Below are 19276 nucleotides of genomic sequence, written 5' to 3'. Positions count from 1 at the left end.
AGAGCCAGAAGCCCTCTTTAAGTTAAGGTTATTTAATTCCACTATACAAATACAATAAAAATACTCATTATAAAAGAGCTTCACTGAGTATAATTATATAATTATTATTTCCAATTATTATTGCGTGGGATGGGAATTTTTCGTTAGCCGGAATTTTAATTATTTTTGTAAAGAGAGAATCTAGTTCGGCACATCTGGAATCTAAGTTATCTACTGGAATTATAGGTGCCGATGACCCGTCGGGAAGATCATAAACATTTCTTTTTAAAATTATTACTGTTTTATCAATCGAAAAAATTATTTGATCTTTTTCAATTAACTCTGGTTCTTTTTTTAAGATAGACTTGTATATATAACTTGCTTCTTGAAGATTATCGCAAAAAACGACTGTTACATTTAACAAGTTTTTTTTCTCTTCGTGTAGAACACTTTCTGAATGTAGCTGAGTTTTCACAAGTGCAGCTCTAACTGAATCCATTTCTTTATTAGTACCAAAAATATGAGTATTTTCATCTACCCACACTATATGCTTTTTTCTTTTAATTCTAAGCCATTCGACATATGGTAAATTTGCTAAAACGGTTTCAGGTTGATTTCTACTAGATCCACTTCCTCCTAATACTGTATCAACATGAATAGGTTTTTTAGATGTTAATGATTTAACAAGCTTTTTAATTTCAGCAAGTGGTCTTTTAACGATTTTACCAGATGAGCTTTGTATAATTATATTGGAATCATTTATCTCTAATATAACTACTTCTGCTCCGGGATTTATGGATTGTAGGGGGATATTTTTCATTTTATTTAAATCCTTAAGTACACTATAATAATTCATTAATATCACCTAATTTTTTGTCTGTCAGTAAGTGCCGGAGGGAATTTAAGAATGTGGTCCTCCTCTTTTGCATCTTGAATTTGACTGACATCTTCAAGCCATTCTTTCAAAAAGCTTTCTGCTGCCTTATCTTCACCTACTACATTCATGAATTTTACTGGGTTACCTAAGTTTAAATAAATCGGTGATCCTTCTAGCGAATTTTTTAATTCCAATCCAGCAGCAAACCTTCTTATATCTGAAACGAAGTCAAGGACAATTACTTTTTCCTTACCAGGACTTACTCTCAAACCCCTCCCTAGTTGTTGAATAAAAATTCTTCTGCTATGTGTTACACGCTGAAACACAATAATATTAACATCAGGTACATCTACACCTTCATTAAAGATATCTACCGCACACATGACTTGAATATAACCATTGTGGAAATCAGCCAATAACCTATTTCTATCAGCTGATGTTAACCTATGCCCAGAATAATTTCCTGAATAAATAGCTTCTGCTCTACCAATTCCTAGACTGTTTATCTTATCTCTCATTGTCATTGCATGATCAATTGTTGAACAAAAGACTATTACTCTTGGTTTTTCAACTTCGTTCCATGTCTCTTTTAATTTATAAATAACTGCATCGTCCCATTCGCGAATAAAAAGGGTTCGATTTAACTTTCTTGGTGTTAATTCATGCAATTCCGATAACCTTTCCCAATTTATATTATCTACATACATTCTATAATCTATATTGGAGAGATAACCATTTCTTAAACCATCAACAATATTTAAATTCACTAACTTTTCTCCAAATATTTCTTCTATATTTTTATCATCACTCCTCCAAGGAGTAGCAGTCATTCCTAATAAAAATGCTCCATTATTTTTACCAGCTCTGGTTGCTTCAAGAACAGTTTTATACGACATAGAACCAGCATGGTGACATTCATCTATAATAATCATATCATAATTAGTTGGTAAATCACCGTTTCTCCTAATATGTTCTACAATGGAATCTACACATGCAAAAGTGAAATTGGTCTCTTTAGGGTATCCTTTTTCATACCCGTTCCACACAGTAGAAGTAATATTTTTGGTCATAAAGGGCCAGAATGATTTCTCTAACTGGTATACCAACTCGTTTGTATGAGCTAAAACTAAAACTTTCTTTGGAGGATTAGGTAAATTTAATATTTTTCGAGTAGACTCCGCAGCAACAAAAGTTTTCCCTAGTCCAGTTGCTAAAACTATTAAAGCTTTATTTGTTGAATTGTAGGCATTTATTACTTGATTAATGGGGTTTTCTTGGTACTTTCTTGATTGTTTGAGAGAGGAACTTATCTCTGTTAACCTGTCCCAATCTCTTTTTAATTTATATTTATCCCACAATTGTAGTTTTATCTGACTTGCTAATAAAATGCTTTGTTTTTTTATGACTTCATCAGTAAACATTTGATTTGTTGCTATAACTGGAAAATCTGCGTTATAAAAATGTGCAGCTTCAATTGTTTTATCGACAACGTCTATGCCCACATTACCATTCCTACGAAATTTCACTTGCACAAGCCACCGTTTCCCTTTACGGTGACCTATTATATCGGCTCCCCTATCATTACTTTGTCCCACAATTCTTACGTCTTCCCAACCTGCGTGTTGCATTAAGCGAGCAACATTTCTTTCAAGAGCCTGCCAAGGACCAATACTTAATAAAGTATCATTAATAAATGACATTTATACACATCCTATATTAATTTCCTATATAATAGTTCAAGTGTTTGATTTACACGTTTTGTATAACCTTCATCTGGACTTCGGTTTTCATAGTATCCAAGAATATCTTCCAAAAAGTTTCTATACTTTCCCTTAATGTGATTTCTTATTTCTGATACAGTTGATTGGCCAAAGATAGCAGAATCCATATGTTCAAAAGAATCGCTCCAGAACTTCCCATCAAAGAATTTATCAGGATACTGAACAAATAGTTTTACTAACATTCTATTTGAAAGATATCCCAGAAAATTCCCTTCACGAATAACTTCCGAAATTTGTGAAGGGTCAAATCCATTACTAACCAATGATATATGGAGGTCGTGTTTTTCTTCAGGAAGCATATTATTTTCTATATCTTCCGCTTCGCTATGTAATAACAATGTAACCTCCTCTTTCATCCTATTAAAAAATGCTTCTATTTTATTCCTAGTTTCGTTTGCATCTATTGCTAATGTAGCATTCCATACCGAGCCTCTAAAAACTTCCCAATATAAGCTGCTTATAGACCATAGGTGCACTCCGTCTCCTGACATAAATCTGCTGTTCTGATCTTGTATCCACTTCGATATTTCAACAGCAATTAAATCATGCGGTCTTACTTGATACTGCGTAAGTATAGGGTGTCTATTATCAATAAATATGTTAAGTGATTCTCCCTTATGAAAAATCAAAGGAGTTGATTTACCATCTCTTTCTAAAGCAATACCATATTTAATCGTATAGACATTTATCGCGGTTGTGGCCATATTAGCCCCACCAGGGAGAGATATTGCAAAGGTCTTAATAGATAACTCTTCGTTCTTCACTGAGTTTTCTAACAAATAATCAATGTTAAATGTATTCTGTTCTCCTTTGTTCCTATTACAATACCTACAATATGAAGTTTCAGGTGAGTTATTTTTAGAACAAAAGGAACATTTCCATGTTTCCCTAGCTGCAGGTGATTGTGAGGCCCCACAGTGATTACAGTGTTGTGATGATTTAATTATTTGTTTTTTACACTCTGAGTTAATGCACTCTTTACCTTTTAGAATATAATCACAACCGGGACATACTTCACTAGTGGAAATACATTGGGTACCACAATCCGGACATTCGATCATGTCATCTATGGGCTTTTTATCAGCATCCTCAACTAATTTCCACCAGTTTTCATCATCATAATAACCAGGTATTTTATCAAGAAACTTCTGGTAGTATTCTTTTTCTACTTCACGAGTTATTCTTTTAGGCTTATCTACTCCAGGCTCCCAATAGCCCATATACATATCTTTGGCTCCGAAGTCCCTTACTCTACGGAATCCTTGATATAACATAAATATATAACTTTTGTTTTCTTCCCCGCTCTCAGCTGCCTTTTCTGGCTGTAATGAGGTGTTTCCTCTTAGAAATTTTATTGCCTCTTCCCATTCGGCAGATGTTCTTTGAAAGTCCTGTTTTAAAAAATCTGTGGGAACATGATTTAAGTGGATTTCACCTACTATTCTTCCGTACCCACTATCAATAGGATAATCTTTAATAGTATTACCTAAGCTATCTGTCCACATAAAGAAAGCGTCCTTTTCAGATTTCCTAATCACCCGCCCGTTTCTAATCAAGTCAATTCCATACTCATTTGCATCATCGAACCTTTGAATTCCTACCCAACCAGTTACCCTATGTTCTATTGTCTTTGTTTGAGTTTTTTCTCCACAAGACAAACAGTTTCCTTCTACTATCGGTTTATAACAAGTAGTACAACGCCTCTCAATTTTAAGAACCTCATCAAAACGATAAACTGCTGGGATTAACCCTCTTCTATTGTGTTTAACTGCTCTATGGTCAGCCCAAACACAATGTTCAAAGGATTGGCACTCAACGTCATTTATCACTATCTTTAAATTATTATCTCGTATGAAGGTTGAATAACGTCTGCCAATCTCTTTTGTAATTTGGGGGATTCCTAGCTTGGCTAATTTGGATACAAAACCAAAGTTTTGTGAGCCTTCCTCCCACCAACTATCTATCTTAACGTAAGTCCCTCGTTGGTTCTCATACTGCTTTTCTTTCAAGTTTTTAGGGACGTTATAGGTATTTTCATTTACCATTCTTTCTAAATCAATAGTGATTTCAACAAGCTTGTTATCATGTTCTCTACTTGAGGCAACCACTGTCCTCTTCCCTAATTTCCCTGAAGAGATATTAAATCCTAAGCCAAATAGACCAAGGCGATCAAATGGGTTTTTATCAGTATATCCTGCTTTTAATGCATTAACTAATTGCTCAAGACTCATTCCTAAACCATTATCAAGTATTATTAACTCACCTTCACCCCTATTAATATCTGCATTTCTAGGAATTGAGATTTGTATTATTGGATTTAAAATGGGAGTTCCTGCTTTTTCTGCTGCAATAAAACTATCAATTGAATTATCAATTAACTCGCAGAGCGCATCTATAGGTTTTATTGGGTTGTTTGTAATAGCCACTAAAATCCGGGGATCTGGGTTTACATTTACCGATTCTACTTGCTCAATAATATCATAATCAATCCTATTCTCCATTTATTGCCAACTCCTAACATGGTGGTTTATTCTGGCTCTATGATTCCGTAATAATCATCTAATACCTTCTTTACTTGAACAGCTAGTTTAATTGATAATTCTACTGGAACTCCATTGCTAACCATTTTAAACATACTTTGTAAAGTCATATCTTCAGGAAAGTAATACCAGTCCGGAACTGACTGGAGTCTTAAAGCTTCCCTCACTGTAAGTCTTCTAGGTAAGGTAGGGTGGAGATGTACTTCGTTATTTCCATACGCCACTGTTGGACTGTAGCGAAATCTATGTAACCGCTTAAACGATTTTCTTCTATCGTCTCCTTCAGAAATAATTTGGAATTTAGAAGACTTAGGATTAAATGAGACATTATTCTTTAAAGTAGTTCCGTCAAAATTGTTGTAGATTCTACTGTGTACAGTTAGAGGATAAAAATCTCCTAGTTCCTCTATAATTCTCTCTTCTTCCAAGCTGCTACCGAATGGGTGTACCTTTGACCAATCGAACGCTTTCTTAGGGTTATTGAATTGTTCTTCAGGCCAAGTGAATACTTGGAGGCCATTTTTTTCTAACTTTTTTATAATCTTTTTCTTGAAGGCAACAATAAAAACTCTGGACCTGTCTTGTGGAATACCATAATGAAGTGAATTTAAAACTTTAAAATAGGTTTGGTAACCAAGCTTATCAAATTCTTTTAAGAGAGGTTCTAATGCTTGAGTTCTATGTTTTTTTCTAGTATATAATGTTGCAACATTTTCAAAGACAAAAAAATTTGGTCGTCGGTATTTAATTTTCTTTAAAAAATCCCAAACTAATTTACCTCGTTCCCCTTCTACACCGGTATTATTAGAATTTCCCGCTGAGAAATCCTGACATGGTGGGCCTCCAATAATTCCTTCACATAAAGGCAATGACTTAGCAGGAACTTTTGTTATATCTATTACTTCCACTAATTTTTCATCATTATAGCGTCTAGAAAAATTGTGATTATGTGCTCTTGCAAATTCAGAGTTTAATTCATACCCTTTGAGGATTGAAAAACCCGATTCTACGAAACCAATATCTAAAAAACCGGCTCCTGAAAATAAAGAAACTAAATTATATGACAATGTTACTCCTCCCAATATTTAAGAAATTGCCATGTATATAAGAGGTTTAAATATTAGGATTTTTAACCTTCCTTATAAATCAAAACTTTTATCATTTAGTAAGTATCAGGCAAAACTGACATTATTACCATTTATTTTACATGGAATTTCCAATTATGTGAATATAATCTTTTAAAAATTATTTTATACAATTCCCTTATAATATATCATAGCTATATATAGTTTTAATATCTTCTATAATAACTTAATTATTCATTTTGGAGGTGTGAGTACTCAGTAAATTAATAGATTCGTAGTTTTTGTATAAACTCCGGAGACGCAAGGAAGGTTCCGCTGGTGTATCTATCATTCAAGTATCGAATTATAATAATTAGTTAAATTTCGCAACTAAAAAGCCTTGTCCAAGGGGTAAGGCTTATCATTCATGAGTAAAATGTTCCGACCTACTTTCTATATGTGTAGGGTGTGTAGCAAACAAATAATAATTTGGTTGTCATTAATTTAAATTAGTTAGTGATCCTCTTCCTCACCATATGCCTCCAAATATACTCCTTTTAAAGCCTTCCTAGCCGCTCTCCTCGCACTCCTTTTATCTGTCCCCACCCCGATAAAAATTTCTATAAGGCGGTTCTTCCTGGCATATTGTTACGAATACTTAATAATGATGCTGATATTTAAGAATTTCCATCTCAATCTCATCATTATACTCATTAATGAGCCGGGAGACCCTGCGGTCAATAAACTCCAATGAATCCATAAGGGGGACTCTCCATTCTATTAGGATTTTATGTTCTTTTTATTAATGATCTTTATTTCTTCTATTTCTCTTAGCAATACATTTATGTATTCCGCATTTTGTTCGACCTCTTCTATTTTCTTTTCACCAGTTCACTGTCCTACTCCCATTTAAAAACATAACTTGCCACAATAAAGCCGCCAATTTAACAACCACAAAGTATAAGTGTTTCATTATTCTCTTTTTATAGCATTTTAAAATTAATTCTTCTTCAACTTTTCTACTACTTATTTTAAAAAGATAATCTACAAAAAATGTTAATCCTTCCTAGTTTAAAATATCTGTTCGTCCAAGAACCATTAAAGCAGCCTAGCTTGATCAACTTTAATAGTGTACTATTCAAGTTGAGTGAGAGTTGATTTGCTATATTTTATGTTTCCTGTTATGATGAATAAGAATTATTTTTGTTCGGTGTAAAGGATAGTATAAGTGTCAACTTTTCGTCTTGATGATCACTTTGGGCAAGGATAGTAATACGTTGTGCGATAACGCACTAGGAGGCAACAAAAATGGAACAAGGTACAGTTAAATGGTTTAATGCAGAAAAAGGCTTCGGATTCATCGAGCGCGAAGGTGGAGACGATGTATTCGTACACTTCTCAGCTATCCAAAGTGAAGGTTTCAAATCTTTAGACGAAGGTCAAAAAGTTACATTTGACGTTGAGCAAGGTGCTCGTGGAGCTCAAGCTGCTAACGTTCAAAAAGCTTAATCTAAAATCATTTATTCGAACAGGCTCTTTATTTAGAGCCTGTTTTTTCTATTCCCTAAAATAATTCTCAATAAAAAACCCTGCTCAAGATTTGAGCAGGGAGATGGAACCGGTAATGTAAAAAGGTTTAAAGATAAAAAGGTTTGTTTCAAGTATAACATACTGGATTGACAATAGGCGTATTTTATCAAATTATTTTTCACTTCAAAAAGTGACACAGGGACGCTTAATGTATTTCATTCGCGAATCGAGTCATTTCAATCATTGAAATTTTAAAGCTAACATAGAAAAGCTGCAGTTTCTAACTGCCGCACAACTTTAAATATTATTTTTCCAAGAAAGCAAATTATGATTTTCACTGTTCAGTGAGACAAGCAGTTGCCTGGTTGTTTTATGATGTCGGACGCATTCTTCCCCTCTCTTCTCTACTCCCACTTAAACACATAACTTGCGACAATAAACCCGCCAATTAACCAACTACCGAGTATAAGTGTTTCTGTCCCTAATTGGAGGAATGGTGTACCGAGGTTCATCGTCTCCCTCAATGCGGAGCTCAAATGGGCGATTGGCAGGATTTTCACGATTGGCTGGATGATGTCTGGCATGTTGTTAATCGGAAAGAACACTCCTCCAAGGAACAGCATCGGGAAGGAGATGAATCCGGCAATCGGCCCTGCACTTTCTGGGTTTTTCGCGATTCCCGCGATAATGAAACCGAGTGCCATGAAGGCAAGTGTGCCAAGGATGATGAAGAAGATCAAGGCAAGCCATGAACCTGCGACATGGATGTTAAAGATGAAATGAGCGATAAGGACGACAAGCAGTGCCTGGGTTCCATTAAGCAGCAGACGTGCTGTGATTTGTGCAGCGATGAAGGTAGAGGCCCTTAGTCTCGTTCCTTGCATTCTTCGTAAAATGCCTCTTTCACGCCAGGCGGAGATTTGGCCTGCAACTCCGTTCATATTGTTGCTCATGATCATCATCGCGACGATCCCTGGAACCAGGAAGTCCACATATCGGATGGTCAGTGCTTTAATTCCCACTTTCTCAATCGTTACGACAGGCTTGTAGTCTGTAAGTTCCTTGCTGTACTGATCAATGATTCCGTTCACAACAGTGAGGCCAAGCTCTGACGTCGTGAGATTTTTTTCATTATAATAGACTGGAAGTTTAGAGGGCTCTTTCTGCTCCTCCAGTTTTGCTTCATATCCTTTTGGAATCTCCATGAACAGCTGGATGTCTCCATTTTTCAGGGCTTCTTTCCCGCCTTTAATACTTTTGAATTTTTTAGCCTCAAGGCCCTCATTTTTGTAAAAGCGTTCTGTTAAGTTATTTGAAGCAGTTGTTTGATCGAGGTCGATCAGCCCTACTGATAAGGATAGATTGCTATCATTGCCGGCAAAAGTTCCAAGGGCGAGCATCAGAATGATTGGAAAAAGCAAGGTGAAAAACAAGACCTGTTTATTTCGTGCAAAAATACGTAATTGTGCCAGTGTTAATTGCCAATAAGCCCTCATGATTCCCTGATGCTCCTTCCAGTCATATGGATGAATACATCCTCTAATGTCGCTGATCGAGTCTGTAAATCCTCTATTTTGAACTGATGTTCTGCAGATGCACGGATCAAGGAGGTCAGTGTGACTTGAACATCATCCGTATATAACTGGACAAAGTTATCTTTAATCGACACTTCATCTACTCCCTCCATTTTCAAAAACCAGTCTTGCTCTGGAGGGTTGCTCAAATGGAATTCGACCGAACTTGTAGACTGCAGTTTTTTTACGAGATTCATTGGTGTATCAAGGGTAATCAGTTCTCCCTGGTCCATGATTCCGATTCTGTCACAGAGTACATGGGCTTCGTCCATATAATGCGTCGAGAGAATGATGGTTTTTCCTCGCTCTTTCAATCGGAGGACGATATCCCAAAGAGTCCTTCTTGCCTGCGGATCAAGTCCGGTAGTTGGCTCATCTAGGAACACAATGTCTGGGTCGTGGATCAGCGCAAGGGCAATTGCAAGACGCTGCTTTTGGCCGCCAGATAATCCTTTGATCCTGTCATTCCGCTTCTCTGTCAACAGCATATCTTCGATTAGTCCATTGATGTCCACATGAGTCGGATAAAAGCTTCCATACAAATGCAAGATTTCTTCTACTTTTAACAATTCAAACAGAGAGGTGGACTGAAGCTGTACCCCAATCACCTCTTTGACTTTGTTCACTTCTTTGATCACATCGTAGCCTGATAGGATTGCGGTCCCTTCATCTGGCTTTCTCAGGCCGACCAGCATTTCAATGGTAGTCGACTTGCCTGCTCCATTCGGACCAAGCAGACCAAAAATTTCTCCTTTTTTCACCTGAAAGGATACTCCCTTAACAGCGGTAAAGGAACCATATCGTTTTTTAACTCCTTTTACATCGACGATGATGTCATTGTGCATAGCAAGCCTCCAAGTTTGATAAGTATTTCTTTAAAAGAAACACTAGCGTGTGAATTTTTTGTATGAAGATATTATTATTCCAGAAACCAGCGCGACTGCTAAAAAGGTAAATAAAAACATAAAAGGTGAACCCGTGTATCCGAATGTTACTTGTGTTTGCAGTATATCGGTCTGGTCCCAGGCACCTGCAACATTGGGTTCATAGTTTCTCGTTTTGATATAGCCAACTAACATTCCACCAGCCAAATAAAGCAAATGGATTATGAAAGAAACGCTGGTGGCTTGTAAGAATAATTTCATTTTCTGTACAGCTCCTCGATTTTTAATTCTTATACATATTCTAGTAAAAGGTGATCAATTCCTTTTCTCAGAATTGATTCCCAAAACTGATGTGAGTAATAGAATAAGAGTCGGTTCATTAACCGGTAAGAATCGTTTCGCTATGACCATAGAATCTATACAAATTTAAAATATCGCCGCTAATTCAACACTGTAAAAGTGTCTTGAGTGGTTGCCATCCAGCACTTAGTGCATCTTCTTCCATCCGCACCAGTTTATTGCTAAATATGAAAAACATATTACTTTGCACAAAGTATTAATCGGGATATAATATGATTGAACAAACCAAAGGGAGGATGTTGTACGATGGGGAAATTTGATAATAAAATCGTTCTAATTACAGGTGGAGCTTCAGGTATGGGGAAAAGAATGTCTGAGCTTTTTGTTGAGGAAGGCGCTTATGTCATTGCGGCTGATATCAATAAGGAATTGCTTGATGTTGTCAGTCAGCATGATTCCATTGAAGGCAAGTTGTTGAATGTGATGTCTGAGGAAGATTGGAAAAAGGCTGTCGATGAGATCATCGCTGATCATGGAAGAATCGATATCCTGATCAATAACGCTGGAATTGCAACTGAAAAGGACATAAATGAAACAACAATTGAAGATTGGGATTTGATGATGCGTATTAATGGTTTTGGTCCATTTGCCGGTATGAAGCATGTACTGCCTCATATGGTAAAGCAAAACAAAGGGGCTGTTGTCAATATTTCTAGTTATACTGCTATGGTTGGTATGGGTGTGAATACGTACACCGCTTCAAAAGGTGCTGTTCGATCCATTTCACGTGCAGCAAGCACTGCATATGGCAGGTTTGGTATCCGAGTAAATGCTGTGTTCCCAGGTGTCATCCAAACACCTATGACGGCAAACTTGTCAGAATCTAGTGAGGTCTTGCAGCGTTTGATTATGGCTACTCCTTTGCAGCGACTTGGACAAGCAGATGATGTGGCACGTGCCGTATTGTTCTTGGCTTCTGATGATGCAGCTTACATCACTGGTGCCGAACTAGTCATTGACGGCGGTTTTTCTGCGCAATAATATGTTCCCTATATAGCAGACTAAGCCATATGGTTTAGTCTGTTTTCATTTTTGAGTTCTTCTCCCCCACTTCCTCGCTAACATAAGGAGACCTTATAACATCTCATTAAAATTACATCATTCACTTATGTGTATAAATCAGTTAGCATAGAAACAAATAGATGAATGAGATGAGGCGATTAAGAATGGATGCTAAATTGGAGTTTAGAATAGCTGAAGAAAAAGACTTAGACTTGATCGTTGAAATGCTAGCTGATGATGTTCTAGGAAGTCAGCGTGAGCGTTATGAGCAGCCACTTCCCCAAAGTTATCTGGACGCATTTAAGGCAATTGCGTCGGATCCAAATAATGAATTAATCGTTGCTTGTGAAGGAAATGAAGTGATTGGAGTACAGCAGATTACTTTCACCCCCTACATCACACATCAAGGCGGATGGAGAGCAACTATTGAGGGAGTCAGAACTTCCTCTCGAGTTAGAGGAATGGGTGTAGGCAGTGAACTGATCAAATGGGCTATTAAACGTGCCGAAGAACGGGGCTGTCATTTAGTGCAGCTGACAACGGATAAACAAAGACCAGATGCATTAAGGTTTTATGAAAAGTTAGGCTTTACTGCAACCCATGAAGGTTTAAAGCTAAAACTATAATGCCTTTCTTTTTTGGAAAGCTATTTTCACGACCCTTTTTCAGCTTTAATGGTATATTGTATTTCTAGTCCAAACGAAAGAAGTGAAACCATGTCCATCCAGATTGTCCTTTTAGGTTTACTGCAGGAGAAATCCTATCACCCATATGAAATGAAGAAAACAATTATTGAAAATAAATGGGACCACCTCTTTCCGGTGACGGATGGGAACATTTATCATGCGATTAGAAAGCTTGAAAAGAATGACTGGGTAGAGAGTGTAAAAGAAGAACAAGTCAATAATCGCCCTAACAGGACTGTCTATCGCATTACTGATGAAGGCAGAGTTCAACTTTCCATAGAAATTCAGCTCGTATTTGAACAACGGCTGAAGGAGCCGCGTTCTCTTTATCCCGCCACCCTATTCATCCATTCATCAAATGTTGATGAAATAAAGAATTTGATTCAGCAATGGATTATTGAACTGCAGGAAGAAGTTTCAGTTGAGACTGAATATCCTTCGGGATTGCCTCAACTGATTAACAGACACTATACAGATACAAACAAACTTTATCTCAAATGGTTAAAAGACTTATTATTGAGCCTCAAAAAGAGTTAGAAAACATATTGTTCTCTAACTCTTTTTCACCTTTCATCCAAAAAAGGGCACAAAGTAAAAATTATGTATTTGGAGTAAAGTACAATGATAATAAACCCAACTGCTAGAACTGAACATTTAACCTTGAGGCGGATGGTTATTTTGAATCTATCTCCTTAAATGCATCTCTAAAAACATCTTCTTCTATCACAATCTCTTTATTCAAATTGTTTAAGATTTCCTGAATCGGTTTTGCTTCTTTACTTAGTAGTGCTTGTTTAATTTGATCTTTCACCTGACTTAATGGAGTCTCCTTTATATCTGTTACTTTAATGATGTGATAACCAAATACTGTCTTGATTGGCTCACTCACTTCACCTTTTTTCAATTTCAGAGCTGCTGTAAGAAATGTCGGATCCATCTCCTGGCTACGCACTGAAAGATATCCCAAATCTCCGCCTTCTACTGAAGTAACTTTATCTGTCGATTGTTTCTTGGCTAGTTCTGCAAAATCGGTCCCTTTCTTTAGTTCCTTTTCTATTTCTTTAGCAGTTGACTCATTATCCACGAGAATATGGCTGGTTCTTGCCTCAGTGTATTCATTTTTATGTTGTTCATAGTAATCTTTTATTTGTTTATCTAACACTTTCACCCCTTCTGTTGTTGCTTTAAAGAAATAAAGGGATTGTTCGATATGGTCCTTTAACTCTTCTTCGTTTTTAAATCCCTGTTTCTGCAGGAACATTGTATACTGATCTTGATCTCCGACCTGTTCCTTTATTTCGCTCAGCCGTTGGTTCACCTCTTTGTCAGATACCTCATATTTGCCTTTCAAAATCTGCATATAAACCAACTTTTGAATCAACGCTTGTCCTCGATCGGTACTTGCCACTTCTTTTAATAAATCATCTTTTGATATATCTCCGTAATCCGTTTTAATAAGCAGCTCTCTCTCTTCCCCAGAAGTTAGAGTCGAACAAGCACCAAGTAAAAATAACAATGATAAAAAAGCTATAATTGTGATTAAATTCTTCATTTATCTTCACTCCTACCTTTTACAATGTCCTAAAGTCATTGCAGTTAACAGATCTGCCTTGGGCTTACTATATAGATAAAGAATGCTTTTAAATGCCTGTACTTCCTTCACGTTTCTATACTACTCAAAGGAGACGGGACAGTTTCACAACTGTCCCAGCTTATTGTTTCCTTTGTTCCCCCTATACCCAGTCCATCACAGGAGAATATTGTAATCTCTTATTCCATCTTATTGCCAAGTCTCAATCATGGAATCTGCATATGCTTTCAAACTGGTATAAGCTTTGGAAGAAATCTGATCTCCATCTTTTTTGAGTTCCAGGAATTTTTTAAAATCATTGATGTGTTTGATAACCTTATCCCCAGATCCTTTCTTTTCAAATTGCTCCACAGTTTTCATATGTGCCTGCAATGCTTCTGCTGTACCTGCTTTGATAGATCCTTCATTTGCAAAGCTATCAATAACAGAGCTTATACCTGCTGCAGTTAGGCTGCCAGGTAAGAAATTGTAATCTGTAAAGCTTTGATTAGCATCTGTCTCTGAAGTGGCTGTAAAGATTAGCTTGGCAGGCGCTGTCTTGCCTTTCGGTATTTTTACATAAACTGGAACAGCAACGGTTTCTCCTGGTTCCACTCCAATTACATTGTGTTCAAGTTGAACGGTCCAATCATCACCAGCCGAAGCATTGACACGAATTAGATCCTTTGCTTCGCCAGTATTTGTGACATTCAAATGATAGACTGCCACTTTGTCCTGTACAGCGGGCTCTACAGTGCCTGCGCTAACATTTACTCCTCGATTAAATGCACCTGCACCTTCTGTGTTTCGGACGGCAACCTGATAGCGGAGTACCCCTTCATTGTCTTTTTGTTTCCCTAAAATGTAGAAGTGAAGTTTATTGTAAGGATCGATGTACTCACTGACAACCGTGTCTTTGTCAATAGAACCATCAAATTGTCCGGCAACCAAGCTTTCCCCATTACCAGCTTTGAATAAAGCATCGAGAGTTTGCCGTGGATCACCTTTGGCTACCATCGCTGTGGTGCCGTCAGGTCTAGTAAAATCCTTCAGATTGATATCCTCAGGATGTGAATCAACTACCCAGATATTCGGAGCGGATTCCGCATTTTTCGTCTTGGCAATCAAGACGCCAGAATCAGCTGCGAAGGAATCCGAACCAACGCGATCTACAACTTCAAGGGTGTAGTTATTATACAATCGACCGGAAAGAATATCGTTCCGCCAGTCACCAGCCAGGTAATCCGATGGTGTAGAATCGTCCATGCTAATATTGATACCATGCAATCCGGTTCTGCCGAAGTTACTGCCAATTGGTGCTTGACGTGCGGTAATATCCGCAAACGCCGGTCCAGATACCTTTAATTCATCACGGTTTAGCTTCAAGACTTCATCATCGGATACAAATCCTTGTTTCATCTTATTACGCAGCATATGAGGAGCCGGTATAGAAGCACCAAGAGTAGATGGAATCATCCAGCGAGTGTGCGTTCCGCCAGGGCCATTGAAAGAGCCACGGCTCATCGTCTCCCAATAACCTGAATAGGTTCTAGGGTCAAGTGATGCATTATTGTAATTATCACCAAGACCACGAAGATGGCCAAATTCGTGAGCAAAGGTTCCCATTCCATCGCTTTCGCCCTGGATCGAGACACGTATCCTTTTGCCATTTATGTCTGCACTAGATGCTGCCGACCAGATTGTTTTTGCTGCATACCAGGAAGTCCAGGGAACATAACGAGTTTTTGCCCAGTTCGGCATGTTTTCAAATCCAGGTAAATCCGGCGGCGCAAACGCATCAGAAACCGAGTCTTGGTTTAGAAACATCATTTCGCCAAATTCTTGCCATACGGTTGATTCGTCATAGCCAGCATGTACAATGAAGGCAAAGTCATATTCTTTTCCAGCTGCGGCAATGTCAGCTGCTGCTGCATTTACCCCATCCTGAAAAAGGTTGCCACTACTATATTGAGGTGGAAGCGAACCCGCATTCATATAGTTAAGCCCATATTGAAATTCGTTTTTATCCAGACGATAGGGACCATAAGAATCCAGGGAGACGCCCCATTTCCCCTGGGAATTCTCTTTCCAAAAGCCATCAATCGTCTGATAGTTGTTGAGTTTGCTAGGCAGGTTCAGAAAATCCTCCCACCATTTCCCGAGTTCTTCACGAGGAACAGCGTCCACCTGAGGGTTGCCGGCAATCTCTGAACCCTTTGGCTGGGTCAAGATAAAATCCTGATCCGGAAAGTCGACCAGAATCAAGGCACCTTTAAGTTCTGTTTCGGGTTTAATATTTGTTGAATTCCAATCGATACCAGGTACCACATTATAATCATTCCAAGTCATATCATCTGGATTCACCCATGATTGTGAATCTACTGGGTCGGGCATTTTTTCTAAACCTGGTTCCGCAGCAAAAGCGGCTGTTGAAGAAAATGCAAGCAATAGAGTGGTGGTTGCTGCTGCAATTTTAGCTTTAATCTTCAAATCAATTCTCCTCCCAATTAGAAAAAGTCCCTACCTTTTTATGTAGGTTCGATGTTTTAATTCCTTGATGCCGAACTTACGCCATCCTTTATTTCTCCTTTTACAGCTTGAGGCACACTTGGGTTCATCACCTCCCTTAAGTTTATAAACAATAGACATAAATAGGCTAAATCCTAAAAAGTTGGCCTCTGTTTTGAATTTGCTATTAGAAGAATTTTTTGCAAGGTGCGGGATTGTTCCCATAGTGGTCTTAGTAGATTGATAGATTGTTGATATTTCCTATGTAAATATTTGAATATTCAAATATTTTTTGGCGTAATTTATTTATCTCCCAACAAACATTAACTAAAACGATCTTAATCTATTACGCATTCCGAAATATTGATACTTTCTATAATTCTGCATAAAAATTCACAATCCTTCAAATTTATCCCATTGGAGGAAAAACGAATCCAAAGACCCAAAATTCCCACATGAATATTAACTTTAAAATAGCCAAAAAGAAATAGTAGAGCTATGGTTCATAACAAAATAAGCCTTATCCCTCAAGGATAAGACTTGAATATATTTGTATACAATTTTCCCAAAGCATTTTAGCGGACTACGCATTTTGTGTACCCACGGATTTTTGTGATTTCATGGCAACAAACTCAGAACCGCAAAAAAGTGCATAATCGATCCTGCTAATACAAACACATGCCAAATTGCATGATGGTAATGGAAGCCGCGCCAGACGTAAAAAATGGCTCCTACTGTATATAGTACTCCTCCGATTACGAGGAATAGAAGTCCGTGTGAGGAGACATTCTGTGTTAATGGTCCCCAGGCAAATACAATCAGCCAGCCCATAATGACATATAACACTGTTGATGTATGCAGGAAGCGCTTAACGAACAGCGATTTGAACACCGTTCCTGCAATGGATAGTCCCCACACAATTCCGAACAGAGTCCATCCTAATGTCCCTTTTACCGCAATGAACAAGAATGGTGTGTATGTTCCGGCAATGAAGAAATATATGGATGAGTGATCCATGATTTCAAAAAAGTCCTTTGCCCTGCCAGGTGGAAAGCTATGGACGAGTGTTGAGGATGTATATAGCAGGACCATGGTCGCTCCGAATAAGGTGAAACTGACGACATGCCAGGCTGTGCCGTATAGTGAAGCAAATACAATCAGGATCACCAGTGCAGCGATGCTTAATAGTCCGCCTATCCCGTGGATGATTGCGTTCGCGATTTCCTCTCTCTTCGTAAAAATATGTACATTTGCCATACCTTTATCTCCTTTGCTCTACATGACAAACGGTGTTTTGAGTTCCGTTCTTTTATTATATTAGAACAATAGTATACCATTTCTGGATTTAATAGGCGAAAGGATTGAGATGTAGGCATGGGTGATAATTTAACATAAATCATTAAAACGACAGTAGAAGTTACTACGACCGGAACCTTGCATAATTGTCCGCCTAAAAGATGATAAATGAACTTCGCGAATTTTCCCCTTCACCTGTTAGGAAAATGCGAGAAAATTACTCCTGAGATACATGCAAAATCTGATAAATTACCCCAGCGATCCCGTTCGCTTTGTTTAAATCGTTTAAAAAGTAGAATGCTTCGTACTTCCATTTGTCTGGGTTGTATATCACTATATATTCTGTATTCGGAATTGATGGTAAACTCTCTCCTATCCTATCCCCAAAATCATTTAGGCGTTCCTGTGGCTGAATTTCTCCTTTTACCTGAAAGAGGTATCTATGATCCTTGATTTTATCGGTTGTTGTATCAATGAGAGGAATGCCGATGTTTACCTTTTGCCACCCAAATGAGTTGAGGATATTGTCATAATATCCGCTGAATAAAAACTTGTTCAGTCCGTTGCTCCCTTTCCATAAATAAAGTGGGCAATAACTATTCTGCACATTATTATGTACCCCTTTTTCAGTGATTAAATAGAGTTTGAATTTCAGTTCTTCAAATCCATCCGTTTTATAACCGTTTTCTCTTACTCTTTCTCTGATTATGTCCATACTATAATCACTTGGCAAGGTGATCTTGTACTGGCTCGCAATCATTCATGGTCCCTCCTTTTTTCGATCCTTAATAGGGCAAAGCGATTTATCTAGTAATCTTTTCACCATCATATGGGACAATGACATTTTTTATTTCGTTGCTTTTAATGAACTCCATTATCGTCTCTCTCTTCAATAAACAATGATTCCATGCCTCCATATGGACAACGACAATCAAAGAATCGGCTGCATGGTTTCTGACTTTTACGATGTCTTTAAGACCCATAGTGATAGGATCACCTGTCTGGAATTGCGCTTCCCCGCCATTTACGATGATTACATCTGGTTTGTAATTGGTGATGGCCTCTTCAGTCTCATCACACCATACCGTGTCCCCCGCAATATAAAGAGTTTCTTCAGAATCAGCTTCAAGTACGAATCCTGAAACCGGGCCCATTGCTTTTGCCAGCTCACCAGTTCCGTGGCTGCCTCCAGTTCTTGAAAACTTGATGCCGTTCCATTGCAAGTCAGCATTCACTTTTACCACATTGGAAAATCCGTGCTCTATAAGCTTCCCCTCATCTTCTGCCTGACAGAAGACAACAACATTCTTAGGGAGCGATTGGATTGCCGCGTCATCCAAATGGTCCCTGTGAAAATGAGTAATGATCACAGCTTCCACGCCCTCAAGAATCACCTCCACAGGTAATGGAAGATCAACCAAAGGGTTGCGTCTGTCGTTTGCCGCATTAGCAACTGGATCCAGGATGCCTCTTGAGCTGAACATCGGGTCAACCAAAATAATATGGTCATTGTATTTCATTTTCAAAGTAGCTTGTCTTATTAATTGGATCTCCATTTATAACCCACTCCTTTTTTTAAAAACTTTCTAACCCAGAAATCTATACCTCTTCTCTGTCGTTTTTCA

16 protein-coding genes are annotated in these 19276 nt (G+C 37.9%); 4 read left to right on the top strand and 12 right to left on the bottom strand.

Annotated features, from left to right (window positions below; translation table 11 throughout):
* Positions 1-67 precede the first annotated feature (67 nt).
* The 4 genes from QNH36_RS11255 to QNH36_RS11240 are packed head-to-tail and all read right to left on the bottom strand — an operon-like array spanning position 68 to position 6244.
* Entirely contained in the window at positions 68-835 is a 768-nt protein-coding gene (locus QNH36_RS11255; protein WP_283905248.1) for a hypothetical protein, read from the bottom strand.
* 5 nt (positions 836-840) lie between these two features.
* The gene (locus QNH36_RS11250; RefSeq protein ID WP_283905247.1) at positions 841-2556 is read right to left on the bottom strand and encodes a DEAD/DEAH box helicase family protein; all 1716 of its coding nucleotides are present in this window, start codon (positions 2554-2556) and stop codon (positions 841-843) included.
* 11 nt (positions 2557-2567) lie between these two features.
* Positions 2568-5138, bottom strand: coding sequence for an ATP-binding protein (locus tag QNH36_RS11245; RefSeq protein WP_283905246.1), 2571 nt, complete (start codon positions 5136-5138; stop codon positions 2568-2570).
* 26 nt (positions 5139-5164) lie between these two features.
* Positions 5165-6244, bottom strand: coding sequence for a DNA cytosine methyltransferase (locus tag QNH36_RS11240; protein WP_283905245.1), 1080 nt, complete (start codon positions 6242-6244; stop codon positions 5165-5167).
* A gap of 1305 nt (positions 6245-7549) precedes the next feature.
* Between QNH36_RS11240 and cspC the strand changes: the two genes are divergently transcribed.
* Positions 7550-7750, top strand: a complete 201-nt coding sequence (cspC, locus tag QNH36_RS11235; protein ID WP_044394619.1) for a cold shock protein CspC — start codon at positions 7550-7552, stop codon at positions 7748-7750.
* A gap of 425 nt (positions 7751-8175) precedes the next feature.
* Here cspC and QNH36_RS11230 read toward each other — a convergent pair whose 3' ends face one another.
* From QNH36_RS11230 to QNH36_RS11220, 3 genes are read right to left on the bottom strand one after another with little or no spacing between them, the layout of a single operon-like run.
* Positions 8176-9267 (bottom strand): ABC transporter permease, encoded by a 1092-nt coding sequence (locus QNH36_RS11230; RefSeq protein WP_283905244.1) that lies wholly within the window; start codon positions 9265-9267, stop codon positions 8176-8178.
* Entirely contained in the window at positions 9264-10190 is a 927-nt protein-coding gene (locus QNH36_RS11225; protein WP_283905243.1) for an ABC transporter ATP-binding protein, read from the bottom strand. Before QNH36_RS11225 ends, QNH36_RS11230 begins: the two co-directional genes overlap by 4 nt.
* A gap of 42 nt (positions 10191-10232) precedes the next feature.
* Positions 10233-10490, bottom strand: a complete 258-nt coding sequence (locus QNH36_RS11220) for a hypothetical protein (protein WP_283905242.1) — start codon at positions 10488-10490, stop codon at positions 10233-10235.
* A 345-nt stretch (positions 10491-10835) separates the two neighbouring features.
* On the opposite strand from QNH36_RS11220, the gene QNH36_RS11215 reads away from it, so the two are divergent.
* The 3 genes from QNH36_RS11215 (at position 10836) to QNH36_RS11205 (ending at position 12814) form a co-directional block, all read left to right on the top strand.
* Entirely contained in the window at positions 10836-11570 is a 735-nt protein-coding gene (locus QNH36_RS11215; RefSeq protein WP_283905241.1) for an SDR family NAD(P)-dependent oxidoreductase, read from the top strand.
* Positions 11571-11755: 185 nt separating this feature from the next.
* Entirely contained in the window at positions 11756-12217 is a 462-nt protein-coding gene (locus QNH36_RS11210) for a GNAT family N-acetyltransferase (protein WP_283905240.1), read from the top strand.
* 90 nt (positions 12218-12307) lie between these two features.
* Positions 12308-12814 carry a PadR family transcriptional regulator gene (locus QNH36_RS11205; RefSeq protein WP_283905239.1) on the top strand — a complete coding sequence of 169 codons (507 nt, stop codon included), beginning with the start codon at positions 12308-12310 and terminating at the stop codon, positions 12812-12814.
* A gap of 136 nt (positions 12815-12950) precedes the next feature.
* Here the strand turns inward: QNH36_RS11205 and QNH36_RS11200 are convergent, their stop codons facing one another.
* The 5 genes from QNH36_RS11200 to QNH36_RS11180 form a co-directional block, all read right to left on the bottom strand.
* Positions 12951-13829, bottom strand: a complete 879-nt coding sequence (locus tag QNH36_RS11200; RefSeq protein ID WP_283905238.1) for a peptidylprolyl isomerase — start codon at positions 13827-13829, stop codon at positions 12951-12953.
* 228 nt (positions 13830-14057) lie between these two features.
* Positions 14058-16337, bottom strand: coding sequence for a M6 family metalloprotease domain-containing protein (locus QNH36_RS11195; protein WP_283905237.1), 2280 nt, complete (start codon positions 16335-16337; stop codon positions 14058-14060).
* A gap of 636 nt (positions 16338-16973) precedes the next feature.
* Positions 16974-17612: a PAQR family membrane homeostasis protein TrhA gene (trhA, locus tag QNH36_RS11190; RefSeq protein ID WP_283905236.1), complete on the bottom strand. Its 639-nt coding sequence runs from the start codon at positions 17610-17612 to the stop codon at positions 16974-16976.
* Positions 17613-17868: 256 nt separating this feature from the next.
* Positions 17869-18411: a DUF4865 family protein gene (locus QNH36_RS11185; RefSeq protein WP_283905235.1), complete on the bottom strand. Its 543-nt coding sequence runs from the start codon at positions 18409-18411 to the stop codon at positions 17869-17871.
* Positions 18412-18454: 43 nt separating this feature from the next.
* On the bottom strand, positions 18455-19207 hold the full coding sequence (locus QNH36_RS11180) for an MBL fold metallo-hydrolase (RefSeq protein WP_283905234.1): 753 nt from the start codon (positions 19205-19207) through the stop codon (positions 18455-18457).
* Between the last annotated feature and the right edge of the window lie 69 nt (positions 19208-19276).

Origin of the sequence: Mesobacillus sp. AQ2, assembly GCF_030122805.1 — a bacterium.
Taxonomy (GTDB): domain Bacteria; phylum Bacillota; class Bacilli; order Bacillales; family Cytobacillaceae; genus Mesobacillus; species Mesobacillus oceanisediminis_A.
The sequence above is the reverse complement of the archived record's forward strand: the minus strand, read 5'-3'. Positions and strand labels throughout refer to the sequence as shown.